Source organism: Streptomyces sp. NPDC088910, from assembly GCF_044749865.1.
Lineage (GTDB): Bacteria > Actinomycetota > Actinomycetes > Streptomycetales > Streptomycetaceae > Actinacidiphila.
Genome location: NZ_JBIVIV010000010.1, coordinates 177424 through 197920, shown reverse-complemented (window position 1 = coordinate 197920; position 20497 = coordinate 177424). Strand labels below are relative to the sequence as shown.

The following is a 20497-nucleotide window of genomic DNA, read 5'->3' as shown; positions in this document are numbered from 1 at the left end:
GACCTGCTCGGCATTACGGTGAATCGACCGGCGGGGCGTCGCTGGCGAACGCCTATGAGTGGCTCCGGTTGAGGACTTCTCGCGCTACGGGCTGCTGCCTGAAGGGCCGCAGTCGTGACCGCATCTCAGCCAGCGCGGAGGCGATCCGACCTGACCGCAAGTGGGCCTGGTCATCAAGGAAGAGGTGCCAGGCCGCGCATGCCTGTTCGAGGTGCCCTTGGTCGAGTTGCAGCCCGCCGAGCCGCGCATTGATCAGGGCACGTGCTCGGCGTTCGTCCGCAGGCCGTTGCCTCAGCGAGGAGGTAAGTTCCCGGATGGCCCGGGCGGGCTCGCCCGCGTAGGCGAATGTCTCCGCGCTCTGGTGTGCGAAGGCGGCGGCGTGGAAGTCATCGATCGTTCCCGTGCTCAATGGGCCTCGGGCAAAGGTCTGTTCAGCCCGGCGCAGTTCCGCGAAGGCCTTGCGGCGCTGACCGTTCGCCGCCAGGGTGAGTGCCCACTGGGAGGTAAGCAGTACGGCTTGCCCCGGCGGGAGGTCTGTGTTGTGCCGAGCTGCGGCCTCAGCGATGTCCAGGGCCAGAGACCGATGGCCCAAATGCAGAGCCTGGATGCTCATCGCCCGCAGGACGGTCGTATAAGTGCGCAGGTCCGCTGACGCGGCCGCCATGCGAACGGCAGTCTGGTAATACGACTGCCCTATTCCGTTCATGTTGTCGTCGAAGTGCATGTACCCGGCGAGATAGGTGAGTCGCGAGGCGGTGCGCAGAAAACGGTCGCGGCGTCCCGGAGGCATCCTCAGGACTAACCGCGGCGTGATGTCGACGGCCAAGTAGGAGGATAGGGCTTGGCGGGCCGCTCCCCCGCCGAAAGCCATGTCGATCCGGGCGAAGACGGGAAGCATCAACTCCGTGGCCGACACCGAGGTGGGCTCGGCCTCCCGGGCGTGCGGTACTGATGGCGCCAGTGGTATAGCGAAGTTTCCCTCGGCCGCGTCCAGTTCAAGGAGGGTCGTGTAGACGCTGGAATCCGCGAGTTCTTTCGTGGGCGGGCGAGCCAGCCGCACCAAGGACAGGCCGAGGTCGTCCGACTGGCGGGTGGCGACCGGAGCGTTACCGTTCAGAAGACCGGTGTCCGCAGCAGTGACCTGCCGTCCCAGCGCGCGAGAGAGGACCTCGGCCACCAGGGAAGGCACCGGTTCCGGAGGACGAGTTCCGGAAAGCCAGTGCGAGACGGACGTACGGTCGTAATGCAGGGCCAAGCCGACTTCGCCGCCTGCCTGGTTGACGGCCCTGGACAAATGTCCGGCTGTCATGTTCGCCTCGCGTAAGAGAGCTCGCAGCCGCACGTTGGGCAATCGACCCATTGAGATGCATCCCCTCTCTTTTCCGACTTTAGGGGGAACAGAACACATACCCGCCAGAACCTCAGTCAGCACCTCGGGATGTCCCCGCCCCGGCTGCACCACGTGATGAACACATTGCGCGGGCAGCCGCACGCCCCACCCATGCGGTACACACCGGCACGCCGGGGCGCAGAGGGCCAGCTGACGGTCAGCCGCTCTCCGTGTCGCCCCGGTCCACGAGGGTGGTCGTAACCTGTCGGGTCACGGCCGACGGCCCCAGACCCGTCAATGCCCGCAGCGTGTCGGCCATGAGAGCGGGGCTGGCTCCAGGGGCCGCGACGATGCCGACCGCGGCGGCTCCCGCCAGCCACGCGGGCCTCACCTCTGCACTGCGAGCTGCCCCGTACGCCCGCACACCGGAATTCCTCAGGCTGGCCAGAGTGGGGGAGTTTTGGCGTCCCAGGACCAGGACGGCATCGCTGGATGCGGCCAGTCTGAGCAGGGCGTGCTCCCGATCGCTGGCGGCGTGGCAGTACGTGGTCGGGTCCTGGGGCAGCACATGCCCCAGTGCGCCCCGCACCGCCTCGGCGACCATCCGGTTCCGCTCGCCCGGGGTCCCCGGCGCGGTCACCACCGCCACACGGCCGGGGGCCTCCACCCGGATGTCTCCTGCTTCGGCGACATCGTGCACCGTCCGGACCGCGTCGAGAGCCTGCCCGACCATGCCGGGCAGCACGGCACTGTCCCGAGGTCCGATGAGAAGGACGCTTTCGCCGTGCGCGGCGAATCTGCGGACCTCGGCCTGGGCGGCCGTCACCAGCGGACAGGTCGCATCAATAACACGCAGCCCCTGGCGGACCAGGGAGGCTCGCACAGTTGGGGCCACGCCAGCCGGCCCGATCACCACACGGGTGCCCGACGCCACTCGGTCGAGTTCGTCCGTCGACAACGCGGAGTGTCCTTCATCACCGGCACCGGCTGAATAGTGCGGCATCGTGCCGGCCAGAATTCGCACCTGGCCGCCACCGGCCGACAAGGCCCCGTCCAGCAGAGCCTGGGCGCGCACGGCACCCCCGCACAAAGGATCACCTTCCGCGACCACGAACTGGCGAGTCCGCATCACAGCCCGCCAGGAAGCCAGCGCCCCCTGCAACGCGATCGAGGCCCCACCAGAAGGAGCCGCCCCTGCCAACCCTGCCGCCTGCCGGTCACGTTGCAAGTAGGACAGCACCTGGACTCCTGCCGCAGCATGACCGGCCCCGTCCGGGAAGCTCGACAGAAGCGGAGGAGATTCGTCCTCATAACGCACAGACCAGCCTTCCCGCTGGAGAGCCCCTCCCAGGAACTCCGCCGCCCGGCAATGGACGAGCCCCCGGACGGGGTGACGGACCGTCGCGAAGACGGTGATCTCCTCCCGGCTTTCCAGGCCAGCCGCTACCTGCCAGTGCTCCGTCCTGCACGACCTCTGCATGTCTCGGCAGCCCTTTCCATCGGCACACTCCCGTCGCACCGGACCACGCCTCCGCCGGGAACCACACAACGGCGACAAACATAACGAACGGCGCGTTTCCTACTGCGTACTCGTGCCCTGCCCGAGGCACAGATATTGCCCGCCTCCGCATATGCCAATTGGATTCACCCATTCGTGTCACGCCCGACCCGCCGCCTCCTCAGCTGCGATCTCTGAGCCCGCCCCGGACAGCAGCGACGCCCAGCCGGGGAACGGCTCCAGCGGCTCCGACGCTGCGAAGAAGGTCACCGCCGCAAGCGGCACATCATGGTGGACACGCTCGGGCTGCTGCTGACCGTGATGGTCACGGCGGCATCGGTCACCGACCGCGAGGCCGGGCGCGCAGGCTGCTGGAGCGGACGTTCGCGGGCCTGATGCGCTCGCGCTGCCTGGCCCGAGACTACGAACGGCGCACCGACAGCGCCCAGACGATGACCACGGTCATGCCGCCGCCTCGGGCTGGCAGGGACGCTGAATGTCTCCGGCCTGTCCTCGGCCAGCCAACCACATGCGGCCAGACGCACGGCGTTCGAACGCAAGCCCTCGACCTTCACCGGAACCGGTTCAAGCCTGCGGCGGGACTGCGCCCCAACCTACGACCACGACATCTACAGCGCCCAGGTCAGCGCACGTGGCATCGTGCCCGCGATCGCCCGCCGCGGCACCCTGCACGGCACCGACTGGGCACCTACCGCAAGGCCGCGTTTTACAAGTCGGTGGCCTGTCTGGTTGGCCGTCCGGGGAAGTCGCGGGCGGCCATCCAGATGGTGAGGTCGCGGGCGATGTCGTTGATGCTGTTCGCCGTGGTGACGTCGTGCTCGTTGCGGGTGGTGTCGCGGCGGACGATCTCGTAGCCGCCTTCGTCCAGGACGGCCACGGAGGCGAACCAGACGGGGTCGTCCTCGTCGGGCTGGACGACCACGAAGGTGTTGTCGGAGTCGTTGAGGTCGCTGAGCATCATGTACAGCGCGTCCTCGGAGGGGTCGTCGATGCGGTCGCCGTTCTCGCTGTCGGCGCCGTAGTACTGAGCCCCCATCGTCGTCTCTCCCTCGCCCGGTTCACCTTGGCCGTGGTCAGCATGGCACGTGGAACTGACAGTTCAGGGGTCACAGCCATTCGCTGATCGCGGCGATCAGGACGGTGGCTTCGAAGCGGACGGCGAGGTTACCGAACCGGGTGGCGACCGCCCGGTTGCGCTTGAGCCGGTTGATCCCGCACTCGACCGCGTGCCGGGCCTTGTCGTCCTCGCGGCCGAAGGCCGGAGGCTGCCCGCCGGCCCTCCCGCGCCGTTTGCGGTTGGCGACCTGGTCGGTCGGCTCCGGGATGGTGCAGCGGATCCCACGCTTTCGCAGGTAGGCCCGATTGGCGCGGGAGGAGTACGCCTTGTCACCCCGCACCCGCAGAGGTGGGACACGGGGACGGCCCGGCCCGGTGCGGGGTACTCGGATTCCGTCCAGGACGGCGGCGAACTGAGGACTGTCACCATGCTGTCCGGCGGTGACCAGCAAAGACAGCGGCCGTTGGCCTTGCTCGCACGCCAGATGATTCTAGGTGGTGAAGCCGCCCTGGAACCGGCCCAGACCGTGGTCGTCGGGCTCCGTGCGGGTTCCGCCGGGCGGTTTCTTCTGAGCATGTCCGTCCCGGCGGGCGCCTGCGACGTGGTGATGGGCCCGGCAGATCGTGGAGTCGACGTTGACCTCCCACGTGATCAGACCTGCCGCATCCGCCCGAGCCTGCAGTACAACGGCTTCAGCACCGCCCACTGATCGTCAGAAAGATCCCCTCGCCCCACACCGTGATCATCACGGCATGGGACGACGAACAGAGCCGACTTTCAAAACACGCCCCAGGTGGTCGAGCGGAGTTTTGCGTGGCTGCACGGCTTCCGACGTCTGCGCATCCGAGGGGAGCGGCGAGCCGACATCCACGAAGCGTTCCTCAAACTCGCCTGCTGCCTCATCACCCACCGCCAACTCGGCTCGTTGCGTTAGCCGTTGTTAGCCGATGTAAGTGACGCCCCATACAGGACGTCGCCCGTCTCGCCGATAGATGTGCGCCATACTCGACCTGCAGAGCCGCGAAGAGGTCATCACGCAAGTGCATTCTGGATACATCTTGATCCATTGGTGCAGCCAGCCCGACAACCGATGATCATTTCCGGAGGTGTATCCACCGCCGCGCAAGCGGCGCCGGTCCAGCCAGCAGTGCTCAGCCCGACCGCGTGCAACGGCCAGACAGCGGGGCACATCGTTAAGTGGTACGCGCCTCACGTGCCGTACGCACTTGTACCGCTTCGGTGTGGAAGCAGCACCTGGGGTTTCAACCACATTCATTCCAAGCACTGGTCCGCCCACGTCGACGAGGATATTGCCAACACGTTGGCATACTTCACCTCTACTGTCCCGCAAGGGGGAAATTCCATAGCGTTCATCCTCCGTGACCTGGCCCCCTGCGAAGGTCAGTTCCGGGTTGTGGTCCAGTTCAACAGCTACGGGTCCACCGGCATCAAGGGGATCATCACCGCCTACCACGAAAACTCGATAACGCTCCATCGCGGTGAAGTCCAGCCGACGTGCTGACAACTCGGCATCTGCGGAAAACTGCCGGACCGCAGTTCGAAGAAGGTACAGTGGCGGCATGGTAGGCGAAGAATTCCCACCCGCCGAGACAACGCGGCTCGTCGCGGAGAAGATGAAAGGTCTAACCGGTCATTCCCCACAGGCAGGCGCCCTCCGCATCGTCGACGCGCAGGGCACGGGGACGGGGTGGCCGATCCGCGTCCGGGGGACGGTGGAATCAGATCAATGGCAGTCAGCCCGGACCTGGGAGACGGAGTTCGTCCCGGAGGACACGCTCGCCGGGGAGTCCGCGGAGGGGAACGCCTCCGCCCTCGCGGACTGTTTCCTCATCCTCGTCATCGAAGACCTGGCAGTGGGACCTGTTCCCGGCATCCAGGAGATCCTTCAGTCCTGATCCGGAACCTTCCGCCACAGGCGCGTGGAGGAGACGGCCCACGCGCCAAGTCCGCGGCTGCGAGTTCCTGCTCCCCCGATTCGTTCGGTGTGGACGACCTGGGTGACCGCCTGCACCGTGCATGGCCCGATTTCAGGCAGGGATGTTGCGGTCGGAGACGATGCCTGCGATGGCTCGGTAGGTGTCGGGGAGGCGGTCACGACGATGGGTCCAGCCATGGAGCTGCTTCCAGCGTTTGTGATCGGCGAGGGGCGGGTCCGACGGTGATTCGGTCGGACGCGTGGCGGTGGCGGTCTCGTTCCCACTGTTCCGCTCTGCCGGGTAGTGCCCCCGGGCGGGGTTTTCTCGGAGGCGTGATCGTTTGCCCACGGTGGTCGCGGCTCAGGCCCAGGTAAACTGCTTCTTCTTGCCCGAGACGAACGCGCGCCGTCCGCCGCGGCCGACCGGTGGCCGGCGGACCTGAACCTCGGTGGCGTCCAAACGCAGCTCAACGCCTTCGGCCCGGGCGTAGGCAAACACATCCATCAGCGTCCGAAGCCGCAGGCCGGGGTTGTCGGGAACTGCGCACCCCCGCTCCACCAGGAGCGTGCGCGTCTCTCCGATCGCCCGGGCAACGGTGGACCGGTCGACGCCGAACAGCAGCTCCAGCACCGAGTGCGGCAGGTCGTGCCGCAGATGGATCAGCGTCACCACCAGCCGGCCGTGTTCATGCCCGAGGAATCCCCGTACGAGTGATCACGTTCGGAGCGTCGTTCGGCGTCGGTAAGAGGAGTGACCACCCGGCCGGTCAGGAGAAGGAAGGCCAACGGATGTCAGGCGGCTCCGTTCCAAAGCCTGCCGCTCAGCCGAGCTGGTAGTCGAACCAGATACGGTGCGTGCCGTCAGCCTCCACAGCCATCCCGCCAGCGCCAACGATCCCCGCCAACTCGCCGGTGCCGCTTGAGGGCACGATGGTGAAGAACTCCGCAGTGCGGTCGTTGCCAGACGTTGTCGCCGAGTGCGCGAAGTTGAAGGAACCCTGCCGACCGTGCAGCGATCCGTCGAACGACTCCATGGCAATGTACGTGCCCACGCCGGTCGTCTGGTCGAACGCGGCAGTGAACAAGGTCGCCGAGCGGCCGGTTGCCTCCCCCTCGTAGTGCTTCTCCATGGTCGCGACACCGACCGGCAGCGCCGTGGATACGGCTGGCCCGGGCTTCAGCTCGGTAGGGACGAACGCTTTGACGGTGAAGGTTGCCGTAGCTCTCATGCGTCGACCGTACCGAGGGGGTCTGACAATCAAGCAGCACCTGAGGCAACCCCAGCCCCCAAGGAGACCTTAAAGAACAAGCTAAATGCCTGTTTCGGAACCTCAATCATCAAGGGGAGGCCATGGCAGTTCATCGGCTACCGATACTCGAAGGTGGCTTGACCCTGTCGGTTACCGGCCCGGGTGGCTGTCGCACGCCTGCCTGTCCCTTTACTGTGTCCGTGCCGTAAGTCCCCGAGACAAGGAGACAACCCCATGGTCGCGTCAGCGTTACGTCAGCAGTTCGAACCGACCCTGCGCACGGACCGTCGTCCCCGGCGGTTGGCGCGGCGTGCCATCCTCGGAAGCTCTCTCACCGCCGTATTCACGGCGGTAATGCTCACCGTCACCCAGTCCGCCGCCTATGCCGGCGGCCCCTACCTCTGGGCGAACGACGGCAACATAGGTCAGCGCATGACCGTGTGCGCTCAGACCCTCGATGTCCGTAGCTCCTACGGTGGCACGCCGTTCAACCATCTCACTTACGGACAAACGTTCACCGTGCACCAGAACTATGCGGAGTTCGGCAGCGAGTACGTGCGCGGCTTCGCCTGGGGCAACGTGAACGCGGAGGGTTTCGTGCAGAACGGCTGGTTCTGCTTTTAGAGGTGAGCCCTCGGTTCCTCCGAATCAGGCAAGACCCTGGGTCAAGGTGCCCCTGGAGAACATGAGAACGATCAAGGTTCCGAGCGTTTTCGGTGGGTCCGGGGCGGAGACGCTGATCAGCGTCGCGGCTCCGCTCCCTCCCATCACACCAGCCTCAGAGGTTCCGTTCGGGGAACGGCCGCCGTGACCGTTCCCCGCGGGGGCCCGCACCCAGGTGCCATGTCGACCAACCTGTGGGTGCGGGCCCGTATCAGTTCAAGACGTTGGCGGCCATCGGGCGTGTCCGTCAGTGCCAGGCCGAGCATTTCTGACCGGATGCGGGACCATTCTCCGTGCATGCCCTGATCCACACGGGATGGCTGTAGTGGAATTCGCCGGTGACGAAGTGCACCGATGTCCCCGCACCCTTGCGGGCACAGTAGTTGTAGGCCGAGTTCGAGGCCTTGATGATCTCTCCGCAGCCGCTGTGCCTGTCGGCCTTGGTGTCGTAGACCTGGCCAGCCACCTTGACCGTACTCCCACTCCAGCAGATGGATGCAGCGATCTTCGCCCCGGTGGTCGAGGCGGTGGCGTCACGACACTTCCAGGACTGCGGGGCCGACTGTGCCGGCGCCGCCAGACCTAAGCCGACCAACCCCGCAAGCGCGACGGTGGCCGTGATCGTGGTGATGTGCCTGCGTACCTTCACGTAACCCGTTCCTCTCAAAACGTGGGGCTCAACGTCCGCCCGTAGCCCCTTCAAACACCGTTGCCCAACCCGAAGAGGAGGAGCGAGAAGAATCCCGGCCAACCTGGGTGCAATGGGATGTGGGATGTTCACGGCGCGAGGGAGGGGCGGTCATGCAGTAACGCAGTTCCTGCCGACTTCTGCGATCGCCTGACCGCCCGTGCGGACGCGCTGTTCGAGCTGGCCGACGCCGTGCTCTGCACGGACGGACCGGTGTGGTCGCTGGTCGACCTGGCGCTGGCGCCCGAGCACCGCCGTGGGCACGGTTCCCTGTACGCCGGCCTGAACCGCGGCCGGGTGGAGGCCGCCCGGCCGCGGCGGGTCCTGGCCGGGGTGCCGCTGCCGAGGGCGGCGGACGGCCGGCTGGTGTTGGCGGTGGACGTCTCGCCGTGGCTTCGGCCGGACGCCGGGACCGTGCCGAACCGCTCGTTCCGGGTCGCCAGTCGCGGTCTTGTTGCCGGACCCGATCGGACCGGGTGATGCGCCGCCCGGCGCCCTCGGGCGAAGAGTTCCTCCGGTCCAGCCCGAAGGGCGGCCGGCCGCCCAAGCACGGCGGGGAGTTCGTCTCCGGCGACCCCGCCACCTGGGGCCCCGCGCAGGCCGTCACGGTCACCGACCCCCGCCTCTACTGCAGGGCCACCGCTCAGCAGGGGACCGCCTGACCTCAGGCTGGCCCAGCGGGCCGCGTGGCTGGACCACGACGACCAGCTGCCCGTCATCGAGGGCACCGTCATCCGCCTGGCCGTCGAGCACCTGCCGTCCGGCGGGGTGAACAAGCCGGTCTGGCTGTGGTGGTCACGCACCGGCGCCACCGACGCCGACGTCGCACGCCGCTAACGGCGACCTCGACCACACCGTCGATGCGTGGATGGCCGACGGCTCCCGCCGCCCGACGGTCAAGAACCGCCTCGCCGTTCTCGTCCGGGCCACCGCTGCCGCCCGCGCATGGTCGGTCTGTTGTTGACAGCGCCGACTTTTTAACAGTCCCGATCTGGCAGACCCCGTATTCGGCAAGGTCGCCGCACCAAGCTGGGAGGAGTCCGCAGCACGTACCGGCCGGGACGCGCCGGTACGGTCCGAGCCGGCATCGTCACTTTCCTTGACGGGCCCGCGGAGCTGCCGAGCCTGCGGATTCCGTCCCTGGCACCTGTCATCGGATCAGCACGGATCCCAGCCAGGAGACCGCAGCCATCTGTCAGGACACAACGCCAAGGACGTGAGTGTGACGAGTGCGCAGATACCGGCCGATGCCACCATGGCAGCTGAACCGGCCCTCACCGTACCGACGGCTTTCGAGCGGCAGGCGCGGTTGGCTCCGGACGCTGTCGCGGTGGCCGGGGACGACGGCGAGCTAACCTACGCACAACTGGACGCGCGCGCCGACCGCCTCGCCGCGCTACTTGCCGCGCACGGCGTCCGGGCCGGCGACATCGTCGCCTTCGCCCTCCCACGCTCGGCCGACTACGCCGTCACAGTGCTGGCGATCCTCAAGGCCGGAGCGGCGTACCTCCCGCTCGACGCAGCCTATCCGGAGGACCGGATCGCCCTGATGCTCAACGACGCGAAACCCGCCGCGCTGGTCACCCGACGGGGGATCGCCGCTCGCCTCGGTACCGACACGACGGCCGGCCGGGCCGCATGGATCGTCCTGGACGACCCGGCGTTCCTGCGCTCCCTCACCGGGACGCGCCGGGGCCGTACGGACGATGGGCGCGGGCCTATGAGCGGCAGCGGTGACGACTCGGCATATGTGATGTACACCTCCGGTTCCACCGGGCGCCCCAAGGGGGTGATCACCACACACGCCAACATCCTCGCGCTCGCATCCGACCGCCTTTTCAGCACTCCCGCGCACCGCGCGGTGCTCGTGCACTCCCCGCAAACCTTCGACGCCGCGACTTACGAACTGTGGGTGCCGCTGCTGAACGGCGGCCGGGCCATAATGATGGCGGACACCCTCGACTCCGACCGGCTGGGCGCCGTCGTCACCGCGAGCGGCGCTTCGGCCGTCTTCCTCACCACGGCGCTGTTCAACGTCATCACCGGCTTCGCCCCGGCGGCCCTCGCAGGTCTGGACGAGGTACTGACGGGCGGCGAGACGTGTTCACCGCAGGCCATGCGGGCTTTCCTTCGCGGCGCTCCGCGCACCGTGCTGCGTCATGTGTAGGGCCCGACCGAGACCACCACCTTCGCCACCCAGCAGCGAGTTACCACAGCGGACGCGGCCGGTCCGTCCATCCCGATCGGCGGCCCGCTCGACACGGAGCGGCTCTTCGTGCTTGACACCCGGTTACGGCCGGTGGCGGCCGGAGAGGTCGGCGAGCTCTTCATCGCCGGGGCGGGAGTCGCCCGCGGGTACCTGCGCCGACCGGAGACCACGGCCGAGCGCTTCGTGGCCTGTCCCTTCGGCGCGCCGGGCGAGCGGATGTACCGCACCGGCGACCTCGTACGCTCGCTGCCGGAGAGCGTCGTGGACTTCATAGGCCGCGCCGACGCCCAAGTCAAAGTGCGCGGGCACCGCATCGAGCCCGGCGAGGTCGAGGCCGCCCTGCTGGGCAGGCCGGAGGTGGCGCAGGCGGCCGTGGTCGTCCATCAGACAGGCCCCGACGACAAACGGCTGGTGGCGTACGTACGTCCGCGCGGCGCCCTGGAGAGCGCCGGGATCCGGGCCTCCCTGCGCCGTACACTGCCGCCCCACCTGGTGCCGGACGCCGTCATCCCGTTGGACGCGCTGCCCCTCAACGCCCACGGCAAGGTGGACCGCGCCCTCCTCGCGGACCGCCCGCTGCCGGACGGGCCGACGAACGCCGCAGCCGGGGACGACGAGCCACGGAACCGGGTCGCCGCGTTGTGGAGCGCGCTGGGGCTGCCCCCGGTGGAGCAGGGCGCCGCCTTCCTCGACGCGGGCGCCAACTCTCTCCAAATCACCCGGTTCACCTACTTGCTGCGCCGCGAGTTCGGCGTCGGCCTCCCGATCCGCACCGTCTTTGATGCCGGCTCGCTCGGCGCGGTCGCCGACCTGGTCAGCGCGGCCCGTCGCGGGGATCCCGGAAGCGGACCGAGGCCGCCGGAAGCGGGCCCGCGCCGCACGGAGCGGCGCCCTGACCCGCTTCCGCTGTCCCCCGGCCAGGCCCGGCTCTGGCACCTCAACCAGCTCGACCCCGGCCCCGCCTACCACGTGCCGCTGCTCATTCCGGTGGACGGCCCGGTGGACCCGGACGGCCTGCGGGCGGCGCTGAGCGCCTTGGTCGAGCGACATGAGAGCCTGCGCACTATCTTCCCGGTGCTGGACGGGGAGCCCGTCCAGCACGTCCTGGCGCCCGGCGACTGCCCGTTTGCGCTACGGACGCAGCGCGTCGAGCCGGACGGGATCGACGTCGCGGTGCGGGAGGCAGTGGCCGAGCCGTTCGACCTCACCCGTCAAGCGCCTCTACGGGCGTGGCTGTTGCGCGGCCGGTCCGACCTCGCCGGGTCGGTCCTGGTGCTGGTCGTGCATCACATCGCGTGCGACGGTTGGTCCGTGGGGCCGCTGGCCAGGGATCTGGCGGCCGCCTACCGGGCCGTTCTTGCCGGGCGGGCCGAGGCACCGCGCGAAGCACCCGCGCAGTACGCCGACTTCACCGTCTGGCAGGATCGGGCCTTCGGGGCCGGCGCCGACCCCACCGGGCCCGCCGCCGACCAGCTCGCCTTCTGGGAGAAGACGCTGGCGGATCTGCCCGCCGAACTCCCGGGGCTGTACGACCGCCCCAGGACGCCGGGCGCGCGAATGGGCGGCGGCAGCGGCTCGGTAGGCGCCTTCTGGCCCGCCGCCCTGCACCGAGAGCTGGTCGCGCTGGCACGCGGCAACGGGGCGACGCTGTTCATGGTGCTCCAGGCCGGGGTGGCCGCAGTGCTGGCCGAGTCGGCCGCAGCCACAGACCTCCCGCTGGGCACGGTGACGGCCGGCCGGAGCGACCCGCGGTGGGAGGAGGCGATCGGCTTCTTCGTCAACTCCCTCACATTACGCACCGACACATCCGGCGACCCCTCCTTCGCCGGACTCCTGGACCGCGTCCGGAGCACGGTGCTGGCTGCGTTCGAGCACCAGGACGTCCCCTTTGAACGGGTCGTGGAACGGCTCAACCCGCCGCGGAGTCTCGGCCGCAACCCGTTGTTCCAGACAGTCGTCGTGCTCCAGAACATCCCCTGGCCGACCGTCGATCTGGGCGTCCGTCCGGCCCACGTCATTGTGCCCCACAACGGCGCCGTGAAGTTCGACCTGCTGCTGGAGTTCTGGGAGCGGCGCGACCCCGCCGGCGAACTGTTCGGCCTCACCTGCGACGCCGAGTACGACCCGAGGTTGTACGACAGGGGCACGGTCGTCGGGGTCCTCGGCCGGCTCAGGCGCTTCCTCACCGCCGCCGCGGGTGACCCGGGACTATCGCTCAGCCGGCTCCTGGCCGCATCCTTCGCGACGCCCACCGCCCACCCGGCCCGCACGGAAAGGAACCCCGCTCCATGACCACCACCCCGCCGTTGTCACACCTCTTCGAACGCCAGGCCGCCGCGCACAGCAATGAGGCCGCGATCGGCGGCGCCCACGGCGCGCTGACGTACGGACAGTTGAACGCCCGCGCAAACCGACTGGCCCGCCTTCTGGTGGACCGGCACGTCGGCCCCGGTACGACCGCCGCCCTGCTGCTGCCGCGCTCGACGGACCAGATCGTCGCCGTCCTGGCAGTGGTGAAGGCCGGCGGGGCCTATCTGCCGCTCGATCCGGGCCATCCGCCAGCGCGACTGGCGCAGATGGCGGCGGACACGGCCCCGGCGCTCACCCTCACCGAGAGCCGCCTGCTCGACCGGCTGCCTGAGGGCCTCGCCGCAAACGTGCTGCTCTTGGACGCCCCGCAGACGGCGAGGGAACTGGCCGCGGCCGCCCCCGACGACCTGGGCGACGCCGAGCGCACCCGCCCGCCGGCCGCGAGTGACCTGGCATATGTGATGTTCACCTCGGGTTCCAGCGGCGCCCCCAAGGGCGTGATGGTCACCCAGGCCAACGTCGCTGCGCTGGTCCTGGACCCCCGCTTGCGCAGTGCCGCGCACAGCCGGGTGCTGGTCCACTCATCGTACGGGTTCGACGCCTCGACGTACGAGCTGTGGGCGCCGCTGCTCAGCGGCCACCAGGCGGTGCTGGCACCGGACGGACCACTGGACATCGCCGGGCTGGCCCACTGCATCGCGAAGTACCGCATCACCTCGCTGCTGCTCACCGCAAGCCTGCTGCAACTGGTTGCCCAAGAGGATCCGGGCTGCCTGGCAGGCGTCCGGGAGTTGTGGACCGGCGGGGAGGCGGTACCGGCCGCCGCGGTGCGCGAGGTGCTGGCGCACTGCCCCGATCTCACCGTCGTCGACGCCTATGGCCCCACCGAGACCACCGTAGCGGCCACCAGCCACCGGCTCCGGCTCCAGGGCGTATGTGCGGGACCCGGTGCCGATCGGCCGCCCGCTCGGAGGCAGCCGGGTGTCCGTGCTCGACGCGCGTCTGCGCGAAGTGCCGGACGAAACCGTCGGCGAGCTGTACATCTCAGGGGAGGGCGTCGGGGACGGATACGTCGCCAGGCCGGTGCTGACGGCCGCCCGCTTCGTCGCCTGCCCGTTCGGGCTCCCCGGCGAGCGGATGTACCGCACCGGCGACCTCGGCTTCCGGTCGGCGGACGGCAACCTGGTCTTCGCCGGGCGCAACGACGATCAGGTGAAAGTTCGCGGGCGCCGCATCGAACCGGGCGAGGTGGAGGCCGCGCTGACCCGCCATCCCCAGGTGGGCCGGACCGCCGTCGTCGTCCACGGGGACTCACCCGCCGACAAGCGCCTCGTCGGCTACTTCACCGTCGACGGCGCTGGCCCCTCCGCCGAGTCTGTCCGCGGATACCTGGCCGCCGAGCTGCCCCCGCACCTCGTGCCCGACGTACTGGTCCGACTGGACCGGCTTCCGCTCACCACCAGCGGGAAGACCGACCGGGCCGCTCTCGCCGCCAGGCCCCTCACTCCTGCCGCGGCCTCGCCCGCTGCGGCGCCGCAGGACGACACCGGCGAACAGGTGCTCGCTCTGTGGGCGCACTCCTTGGGCGGCCGCCGAGCCGGACCGCGTGACGACTTCTTCGCGCACGGCGGCACTTCGCTCCAGGCCACCCGGCTGGTCGCCCGCACGGTCAAGGCGTTCGGACTGCGCCCCGAGGACAGCCGCGCCGTACTCCAGGCGCTGCTGGCCAACCCGACCCCTGACGCACTGACCGCGGCCGTGCGCACCGCCCGCGCCGCGCCCTCCGTACCGGCCCGGCGGCGCATTCTCCCCGACTTCGCCGCCGAGTCGGACCCGGGCACCGCTCTCGACTTCGCCGCGACGCTGGCGTCCCGCGCGAGCGGCCCCCGCCAGGCACTGCTGACCGGGGCGACCGGCTTCCTCGGCGCCCACCTGATCGCCGCCCTCCTGGCGGACACGGATCTGACGGTGCACTGCCTGGTGCGGGCCGCGGACGACGCACAGGCACTGCTGCGGGTCAGGTCGGCCCTGCGGGGCAACGGCCTGGAAGTCGCGGACCGGGACGCCTCGCGGATCGTCGCCGTCGCCGGGGATCTGGCCGCCGACCGCCTGGGTCTCACCCCGGAGCGCTACCGGTGGCTCGCCGAGGAGACGGACCTCGTCTACCACAACGGCGCACAAGTGAACTTCCTCTACCCTTACTCCGCCCTCTCCCCGGTGAACGTCGGCGGCACGAGGGAGGTCGTCCGGTTCGCCGCCGTCGGCCGGACGAAGTCCGTCCACTACGTCTCCACCCAGGCGGTCTTCTCGGCCGCCGGCCTGTCCGGTGTCCGGGGCGTCCACGAGGGCAGCATCCCTGTCCACCCCGAGCACCTCTTCATGGGGTACCCCGAGACCAAGTGGGTGGCCGAGGAGCTGATCCGAAAGGCCGGAGCCCTCGGGTTGCCCTTCGCCATCTACCGGCCGCACGACGTCACCGGCCACTCCCGAACGGGGGCGTGGAAGACCGACGGCTTCCTGTGCAGCCTCATTAAGTCTTTCACCGATGTCGGAGCCGCCCCCGACATCCGGCTGCCGATGGACTTCACCCCGGTGGACACTGTTGCCCGCGCCATCGTCCGGCTCTCGCTGGACCGTCCGGCCAACGGCTCTGCGTACCACCTCAACAGCCCGCGCTACGCCCTGCTGGAAGACCTCATCGAGCACCTCAACCAAGCCGGCCACGGCGTCGACACCGTCCCGTGGAAGATATGGGTGGACCGTCTGGCCGCGCACGCCGCGCGGGACGCCGAGTCCCAGATAGCGCCGTTCCTGCCGCTGTTCACCGAACGCCTGGAGCAGTCCGGCACCAGCGTCCTCGAACTCTACCTTGAGGACCGGATGCCAGCGCTGTCCTGCACGCGGACCTGGGACACCGTCAGGGCGCTGACCGGCCAGGCGTGCCCCACCACCGACGAACTGCTCCCGAAATACGTCCGGGAGCTCACCCGCAGCGGATTCCTCGCCCCCGTCGCACCTAAGGACGACTGATCAGGAGACAGCGATGACCGACAGCCCCTTCGACGACCAGGACGGCACGTTCCACGTGCTGCTCAACGAACAGGGCCGGTACTCCCTGTGGCCGGCCTTCGCCGAGATCCCGGACGGCTGGTCCGCGGTGGTCCGCTCCGCGCGCCGCCAGGAGTGCACGGCCTACATTGCCGCGCACTGGACCGACATGGGCCACCTCCCGGCCGGCTGACCCCGGCGCGCAGGGCCGGGTCAGCCGCGGGCCGCCCTCCCCGGGGGCTCCGCGCTGCGGCACGGAACCCCGGCCACCTCCTCCGTCCTCCAGCAAGGAAAAGACGTGACGACATGATGTCAAGTCAGTTCGATGCCCTGGCCCAGCTCTACGAGGACTTCTCGGCCCTACCCTTCCGCCAGCACCTGGAGTTCCCCACAGTCCTGGGGGCAGTCGGCACGGTGAACGCCGAGCGGAAGGTCCTGGACCTCGGCTGCGGCAGCGGGGTGTACAGCCGCATGCTGGCCGGACGCGGCGCGTTCGCGGTGACCGGGCTGGACGAGTCGGCAGGGATGATCGGCTACGCCCGGCGCCGCGAGGAGGCCGAGCGGCTCGGTATCCGCTACGTCGCCGGTCCGCTGCCCGCCGAACTGCACGGCACGTTCGACCTGGTGCTGGCCGTCTACGTGCTGCCGTACGCGAGCAGTTATCCGGAACTGGTGGACCTGTGCCGGACCGCGGCCGGAGCGCTGCGCACGGGAGGGGAGTTAGTGACGCTCCCGATCCATCCGGACGTTCCCGCCGACCCCGACTACTACTCCCGCTACGGTTTCCGGCTGAACCCCCTCCACGGGCGCGAGGACGGCGGCGAGGTCGACCTGCACATCCTCTTCGGCTCCTACGACACCCATGTCACCGCGCACTACTGGAGCGCACCAACCCTGGAAAAGGCTCTCGCCGAGACCGGATTCGGTCCCTCCCAGTGGCACAGGCACCGGCTGTCGGACGCGGCCGCGGCTGGCCCCGACACGTTCTGGCGCCCCTATCTGGACGCCCCGCACGCGGGGCTGCTCACCGCCAAGCAGCTGACGGGGAGGAGTTGACGACCGGCGAGGCCGGCCGGGAACGCTGCTGATCTCCTCGGCCGACAACGACGCCAGGAGTTTGACAGCCTGCTTCGGGCGAGAGCACGCTCCCAGAGCGAGCGCCATAGCGACGGGTTCCCTCCACCCGCGGTCGCAGGGCGTTCCCGCCGTTCGCCGAGGAGCCGTCATGGCAAAACTGAACGTGCCGAATTCGCAGTTACGGGCGCTGCTGGCCGAGGCCGGGTGGACGGGTGAGCAACTCGCCCAAGCCGTCAACCGGGCCGGCCGATCATCCGGGCTGGCGCTGTCTTACCAGCGGGCGTCGGTATCCCAGTGGTTGGCGGGCACCACGCCCCGTCCGCCCGTCTCCGACCTGGTCGCGGAGGTTCTGACGCTCCGCCTGGGCCGCAGGGTTACGCCGCTCGACGCAGGATTTGCGAAGAAACCGGCCCCGGCGTCGACCGCTGAGCAGGAGAACAGCGTCCACTGGAGGAGTGTCCTGCTGACGAGTCTCGACAAGCCGTCCACCGCGGCCGGGGCCACGCGCATTTATCGGGCAGCGAGCCTGCCCGGCACCGAGGAGATCCCGATGGCCTGGCCGGACGGTGCGGCTGTTGAGGGTTTGGCCCCGTCCGCCGCCGAACTGCGCTGGGCCGGCTCGATGGTCACTTTGTTCTCTGTTGCGGACCGCACCTTCGGGGGCGGACACGCCAGGCCCGCGCTCCAGGGGTTCCTGGCCCACACCGTCGCGCCTTGGCTGTCGGCCCCGGCCTCGCCCGGTGTCCGCCGTGAACTGCTCACGACCGCTGCCCGGTTGACCTACCTGTGCGGTTTCATGAACTTCGACGACGAGCGCCAGGGCACCGCTCAGTCCCTCTACCGGCTTAGCCTCAGCCTGTGCGAGGGCGCCGACGACCAAACAGGCGCAGCGCTGGCCCTGCGTGCGCTGAGCGTCCAGTCCCGCGCCCTCGGATACTTCGCCAACGCTCGCGTCCTGGCCGAGGCGGCAGTAGCGCGAGGCGCCCGGCAGGCCCCGCGCCACGTCCGGGCCAGCCTCATCGGACAGCTGGGCGTGGCCGAGGCGGCGTCCGGCAACAAGAAGGAGGCATTGCGCCTGCTGGGCCGGGCCGAAAGCAACCTCGGCCGGACATCGGACGCGCCCCACGACGTCGGAGCGTTCGACACCGCCGCCTTCGCCCATCAGGAAGCTGTGGTGATGCATTACCTGGGGCAGAAGAAGGACGCGCTCCTCGCGCTGGAACGGTCCGTACGCCTACGCCGACCTGGCGAGGCCCGCTCGCAGGCCATCCTGCTCGCGCGCCTGGCCGAGCGCCAACTCGCCCAGGGCCACGTGGAAGCGGCATGCCAGACCTGGCACGGCTTCCTGGATCTCATCCCCGGCCTCACCTCCCGGCGCATAGACCGGGCCCGCAACGAGTTGGCCGCCCGCTTGCGCCCCTACCGTACGCTTCCGGCAGTCGCGGCCTTACTGCGCCGGAACAGCGCGCTGATCCCGGACCGGGACGGCGCGACGTCCGGCATGCGCTGAGGAAGGCACCGGTCGAGAACGGCTCGACAAGGGTCGGGTCGGTGAACAATCGGTGCGGCACTGGGCTGCGCCGGCTCTCAAGCCGCGCATGCCGGGCCCGCCGCCCGGCCAGCCCTCTGCCGACCCGGCCGCAGGACAGCGCCGGAGGCAGAAATCGGTCGAATTGCCCGCGTCAGCGCCCGCGCCGCCGGGCTACGCGGGCGCCCGGCGTCCACCACGGCCGTTCTGACCGCCGCCCGCGCAAGCCGGGGCAAACGTCCCCCTCCGAACTAGCCCAGGTCACGGCGGAGTACGGCCCCGTGCGCTGCTGACCGCAGCCCGTCAAAGGTGGCTGGGAATCTCCGGAAATATATTCGAAAGCGGGCCTTTTCCTTTATGCGCAGACCTGTCTGTGCTCTGCTGATTTGAGCCAGTCCTATGACTCGGACATAGGACAGATCGCGTAAGGCAGGGCTGGGCATGAATAGGACACGTAAGACCGAGCGCTTCAATGTCACAGCAGACCGCTCCACTGCGGACTTCCGTATCGCCACGACTTTCCTCCATCCCACCAGGGGCGAGGTGCGGTGTCCGGCGTCCGGCGTGGTGACGGAGTGGCTTGGACGCGCGGGAGCCGAGGTGCGGGAAGAGCCGTTCGGAGCCCTCGACGCTCACGGTCCGACGCGGCGGGACACGGAAGCCGTCTTCGGGACTACGTACCTCGAACCCGACGGTACGGCAGTGGGCATCGCCGTCGCGTCTGCCGGGCACTGGCAGGAGGCCGAGGACGCGGTGCACCGGTGGACGCGGGCGATGAGGACCCGGCGCGTGCTTCTGGTTTCCGCCGACGAGCGGTGCGCCGGGCTGTTCCGCGGGCCGGCCGCTTCTGCCGGATCCGCTCAGGACGCCCGCCCGCTCCGCAGCCTGCCGAGCGGGCGGGCGTCCCGGCAATGCCCGCACCGCCTCGCAAGCCAGATGCTGACGGCCGAATTCCTCGCCCGGGGCGAGACGGTGGTGGTGCTCGGGCGGTCCGGAGTGCCCCAGGTGCCCGGTGCCGCAGGGGAACGTGGGACCGCCGTCACCGTCATCGCCACCGTGGAGCACGCCCGTCACTTCCGGCCGGCGGACCCCGACCGGCTGTCATTCGTCCTCTCTCCGTGCACCCCGGTCGAGCCGGCCGCAGAGATCCTCGGCGTCTTGCGGACTCGCTTCCCCAGGCTGCGCGGGCAGCATCCCGACCAGTGGTGCTACGCGGAATCGGACTTCCGTGCCGCGTCCGCCTCGGTCACGGACGCGAGCGACCTGCTCATCACCGTCGGGCACGGCCCCTTCCCCGCTGCCGGGGCCATCGTGCCTCCCAAGCGGCACCGGCACATCGACGGACTCGGCGACCTGCACCCCGACGATCTGGCGCAGGCACCGACCCTGGGGCTCGTCGAACGTGGCCCCGACTCCGCCCACCTCACCCGGCAGATCCTCACCGCCCTTTCCGGGCTGGGTCCGCTCAGCGTCGTCCAACGGCAGTACCGGACACGGAAGTACGACATCCAGCACATCCTCCGGTCGGCCAGGACCTCCCCGACTGAAACTACCGGCCTCCGGTCGGCAGACGGACGCATGGACGAGATCGGAGCGCACCTGTAGTACCGCGCCGTATGCCGAGACTGAGCACCTGGACGGGAGGGGCCTTGCGTAAGTTGACATATAGGCAAATCACTCGGGACTGGCCACGGCATATGCTGGAGGCACAGAAGGCGGAGCCCCTCCATCCAGACCTCCCCCGGCCTTCGCGGTGGGCGCGCCGGCCCAGGCCCGGCGTCGTTCCGCGGAGGGCTTGGACAGGCCGCCCCTCCCGACGGTGGCGCTACCGGCAGATACCGACGCCCGATGCCAGGGCGGCGCGGTGGTACCGAGCCGAGAG

15 protein-coding genes and 7 pseudogenes are annotated in these 20497 nt (G+C 69.4%); 15 read left to right on the top strand and 7 right to left on the bottom strand.

Features of this window, described 5'->3' with window-relative positions:
- Positions 1 to 52: 52 nt before the first annotated feature.
- Both ACIP4Z_RS23345 and ACIP4Z_RS23340 read right to left on the bottom strand, forming a co-directional pair.
- Entirely contained in the window at positions 53 to 1294 is a 1242-nt protein-coding gene (locus ACIP4Z_RS23345) for a tol-pal system YbgF family protein (protein ID WP_401311060.1), read from the bottom strand.
- Between the two features lie 253 nt (positions 1295 to 1547).
- On the bottom strand, positions 1548 to 2570 hold the full coding sequence (locus ACIP4Z_RS23340) for a hypothetical protein (protein WP_401311058.1): 1023 nt from the start codon (positions 2568 to 2570) through the stop codon (positions 1548 to 1550).
- 502 nt (positions 2571 to 3072) lie between these two features.
- Here ACIP4Z_RS23340 and ACIP4Z_RS23335 point away from each other — a divergent pair.
- Together ACIP4Z_RS23335 and ACIP4Z_RS23330 are read left to right on the top strand one after the other, a co-directional pair.
- Positions 3073 to 3191: pseudogene (locus ACIP4Z_RS23335) on the top strand (transposase); the annotation flags it as partial.
- Positions 3192 to 3443: 252 nt separating this feature from the next.
- Positions 3444 to 3544, top strand: a pseudogene (locus ACIP4Z_RS23330) (IS5/IS1182 family transposase); the annotation flags it as partial.
- Positions 3545 to 3555: 11 nt separating this feature from the next.
- On the opposite strand, the gene ACIP4Z_RS23325 reads toward ACIP4Z_RS23330, so the two are convergent.
- The gene (locus ACIP4Z_RS23325; RefSeq protein WP_401311055.1) at positions 3556 to 3885 is read right to left on the bottom strand and encodes a hypothetical protein; all 330 of its coding nucleotides are present in this window, start codon (positions 3883 to 3885) and stop codon (positions 3556 to 3558) included.
- Between the two features lie 70 nt (positions 3886 to 3955).
- Positions 3956 to 4357 carry a transposase gene (locus ACIP4Z_RS23320; protein ID WP_401311052.1) on the bottom strand — a complete coding sequence of 134 codons (402 nt, stop codon included), beginning with the start codon at positions 4355 to 4357 and terminating at the stop codon, positions 3956 to 3958.
- On the opposite strand from ACIP4Z_RS23320, the gene ACIP4Z_RS23315 reads away from it, so the two are divergent.
- The 3 genes and pseudogenes from ACIP4Z_RS23315 (at position 4334) to ACIP4Z_RS23305 (ending at position 5822) form a co-directional block, all read left to right on the top strand.
- Positions 4334 to 4615, top strand: coding sequence for a hypothetical protein (locus ACIP4Z_RS23315; RefSeq protein WP_401311306.1), 282 nt, complete (start codon positions 4334 to 4336; stop codon positions 4613 to 4615). The genes ACIP4Z_RS23320 and ACIP4Z_RS23315 overlap by 24 nt on opposite strands.
- A gap of 84 nt (positions 4616 to 4699) precedes the next feature.
- Positions 4700 to 4840 (top strand): annotated as a pseudogene (locus tag ACIP4Z_RS23310) (IS5/IS1182 family transposase); the annotation flags it as partial.
- 646 nt (positions 4841 to 5486) lie between these two features.
- Positions 5487 to 5822 carry a hypothetical protein gene (locus ACIP4Z_RS23305; protein WP_401311049.1) on the top strand — a complete coding sequence of 112 codons (336 nt, stop codon included), beginning with the start codon at positions 5487 to 5489 and terminating at the stop codon, positions 5820 to 5822.
- 132 nt (positions 5823 to 5954) lie between these two features.
- Here the strand turns inward: ACIP4Z_RS23305 and ACIP4Z_RS23300 are convergent.
- Positions 5955 to 6521, bottom strand: a pseudogene (locus ACIP4Z_RS23300) (transposase family protein); the annotation flags it as partial.
- A 142-nt stretch (positions 6522 to 6663) separates the two neighbouring features.
- Positions 6664 to 7071, bottom strand: a complete 408-nt coding sequence (locus tag ACIP4Z_RS23295) for a DUF3224 domain-containing protein (RefSeq protein WP_401311046.1) — start codon at positions 7069 to 7071, stop codon at positions 6664 to 6666.
- 255 nt (positions 7072 to 7326) lie between these two features.
- Between ACIP4Z_RS23295 and ACIP4Z_RS23290 the strand changes: the two genes are divergently transcribed.
- Positions 7327 to 7716 carry a hypothetical protein gene (locus ACIP4Z_RS23290; RefSeq protein ID WP_391045273.1) on the top strand — a complete coding sequence of 130 codons (390 nt, stop codon included), beginning with the start codon at positions 7327 to 7329 and terminating at the stop codon, positions 7714 to 7716.
- A 286-nt stretch (positions 7717 to 8002) separates the two neighbouring features.
- Here ACIP4Z_RS23290 and ACIP4Z_RS23285 read toward each other — a convergent pair whose 3' ends face one another.
- The gene (locus ACIP4Z_RS23285) at positions 8003 to 8404 is read right to left on the bottom strand and encodes a hypothetical protein (RefSeq protein WP_401311043.1); all 402 of its coding nucleotides are present in this window, start codon (positions 8402 to 8404) and stop codon (positions 8003 to 8005) included.
- Between the two features lie 117 nt (positions 8405 to 8521).
- On the opposite strand from ACIP4Z_RS23285, the pseudogene ACIP4Z_RS23280 reads away from it, so the two are divergent.
- From ACIP4Z_RS23280 to ACIP4Z_RS23240, 9 genes and pseudogenes are all read left to right on the top strand, one after another.
- Positions 8522 to 9274 (top strand): annotated as a pseudogene (locus tag ACIP4Z_RS23280) (transposase); the annotation flags it as partial.
- Positions 9275 to 9698: 424 nt separating this feature from the next.
- Positions 9699 to 10793, top strand: a pseudogene (locus ACIP4Z_RS23275) (AMP-binding protein); the annotation flags it as partial.
- Between the two features lie 75 nt (positions 10794 to 10868).
- Positions 10869 to 12944: a condensation domain-containing protein gene (locus ACIP4Z_RS23270; RefSeq protein ID WP_401311292.1), complete on the top strand. Its 2076-nt coding sequence runs from the start codon at positions 10869 to 10871 to the stop codon at positions 12942 to 12944.
- Positions 12941 to 13819: pseudogene (locus tag ACIP4Z_RS23265) on the top strand (AMP-binding protein); the annotation flags it as partial. The gene ACIP4Z_RS23270 and the pseudogene ACIP4Z_RS23265, both read left to right, overlap by 4 nt.
- Before the next feature lie 130 nt (positions 13820 to 13949).
- Positions 13950 to 15992 (top strand): thioester reductase domain-containing protein, encoded by a 2043-nt coding sequence (locus ACIP4Z_RS23260; protein ID WP_401311040.1) that lies wholly within the window; start codon positions 13950 to 13952, stop codon positions 15990 to 15992.
- 13 nt (positions 15993 to 16005) lie between these two features.
- Entirely contained in the window at positions 16006 to 16203 is a 198-nt protein-coding gene (locus ACIP4Z_RS23255) for an MbtH family protein (protein ID WP_355345479.1), read from the top strand.
- Between the two features lie 113 nt (positions 16204 to 16316).
- Positions 16317 to 17066 carry a class I SAM-dependent methyltransferase gene (locus tag ACIP4Z_RS23250; protein WP_401311037.1) on the top strand — a complete coding sequence of 250 codons (750 nt, stop codon included), beginning with the start codon at positions 16317 to 16319 and terminating at the stop codon, positions 17064 to 17066.
- 169 nt (positions 17067 to 17235) lie between these two features.
- Complete coding sequence (locus tag ACIP4Z_RS23245) at positions 17236 to 18597, top strand: hypothetical protein (RefSeq protein ID WP_401311034.1); 1362 nt, start codon at positions 17236 to 17238, stop codon at positions 18595 to 18597.
- A 459-nt stretch (positions 18598 to 19056) separates the two neighbouring features.
- Complete coding sequence (locus ACIP4Z_RS23240) at positions 19057 to 20220, top strand: hypothetical protein (RefSeq protein ID WP_401311031.1); 1164 nt, start codon at positions 19057 to 19059, stop codon at positions 20218 to 20220.
- The last annotated feature ends 277 nt before the right edge of the window (positions 20221 to 20497 follow it).

Bases quoted from the DNA above. Each gene is read 5' to 3' on its own strand.
- ACIP4Z_RS23325 (WP_401311055.1), bottom strand. From the start codon at position 3,885: ATGGGGGCTCAGTACTACGGCGCCGACAGCGAGAACGGCGACCGCATC.
- ACIP4Z_RS23315 (WP_401311306.1), top strand. From the start codon at position 4,334: ATGCTGTCCGGCGGTGACCAGCAAAGACAGCGGCCGTTGGCCTTGCTC.
- ACIP4Z_RS23305 (WP_401311049.1), top strand. From the start codon at position 5,487: ATGGTAGGCGAAGAATTCCCACCCGCCGAGACAACGCGGCTCGTCGCG.
- ACIP4Z_RS23295 (WP_401311046.1), bottom strand. From the start codon at position 7,071: ATGAGAGCTACGGCAACCTTCACCGTCAAAGCGTTCGTCCCTACCGAG.
- ACIP4Z_RS23290 (WP_391045273.1), top strand. From the start codon at position 7,327: ATGGTCGCGTCAGCGTTACGTCAGCAGTTCGAACCGACCCTGCGCACG.
- ACIP4Z_RS23270 (WP_401311292.1), top strand. From the start codon at position 10,869: ATGTACCGCACCGGCGACCTCGTACGCTCGCTGCCGGAGAGCGTCGTG.
- ACIP4Z_RS23255 (WP_355345479.1), top strand. From the start codon at position 16,006: ATGACCGACAGCCCCTTCGACGACCAGGACGGCACGTTCCACGTGCTG.
- ACIP4Z_RS23250 (WP_401311037.1), top strand. From the start codon at position 16,317: ATGATGTCAAGTCAGTTCGATGCCCTGGCCCAGCTCTACGAGGACTTC.
- ACIP4Z_RS23245 (WP_401311034.1), top strand. From the start codon at position 17,236: ATGGCAAAACTGAACGTGCCGAATTCGCAGTTACGGGCGCTGCTGGCC.
- ACIP4Z_RS23240 (WP_401311031.1), top strand. From the start codon at position 19,057: ATGAATAGGACACGTAAGACCGAGCGCTTCAATGTCACAGCAGACCGC.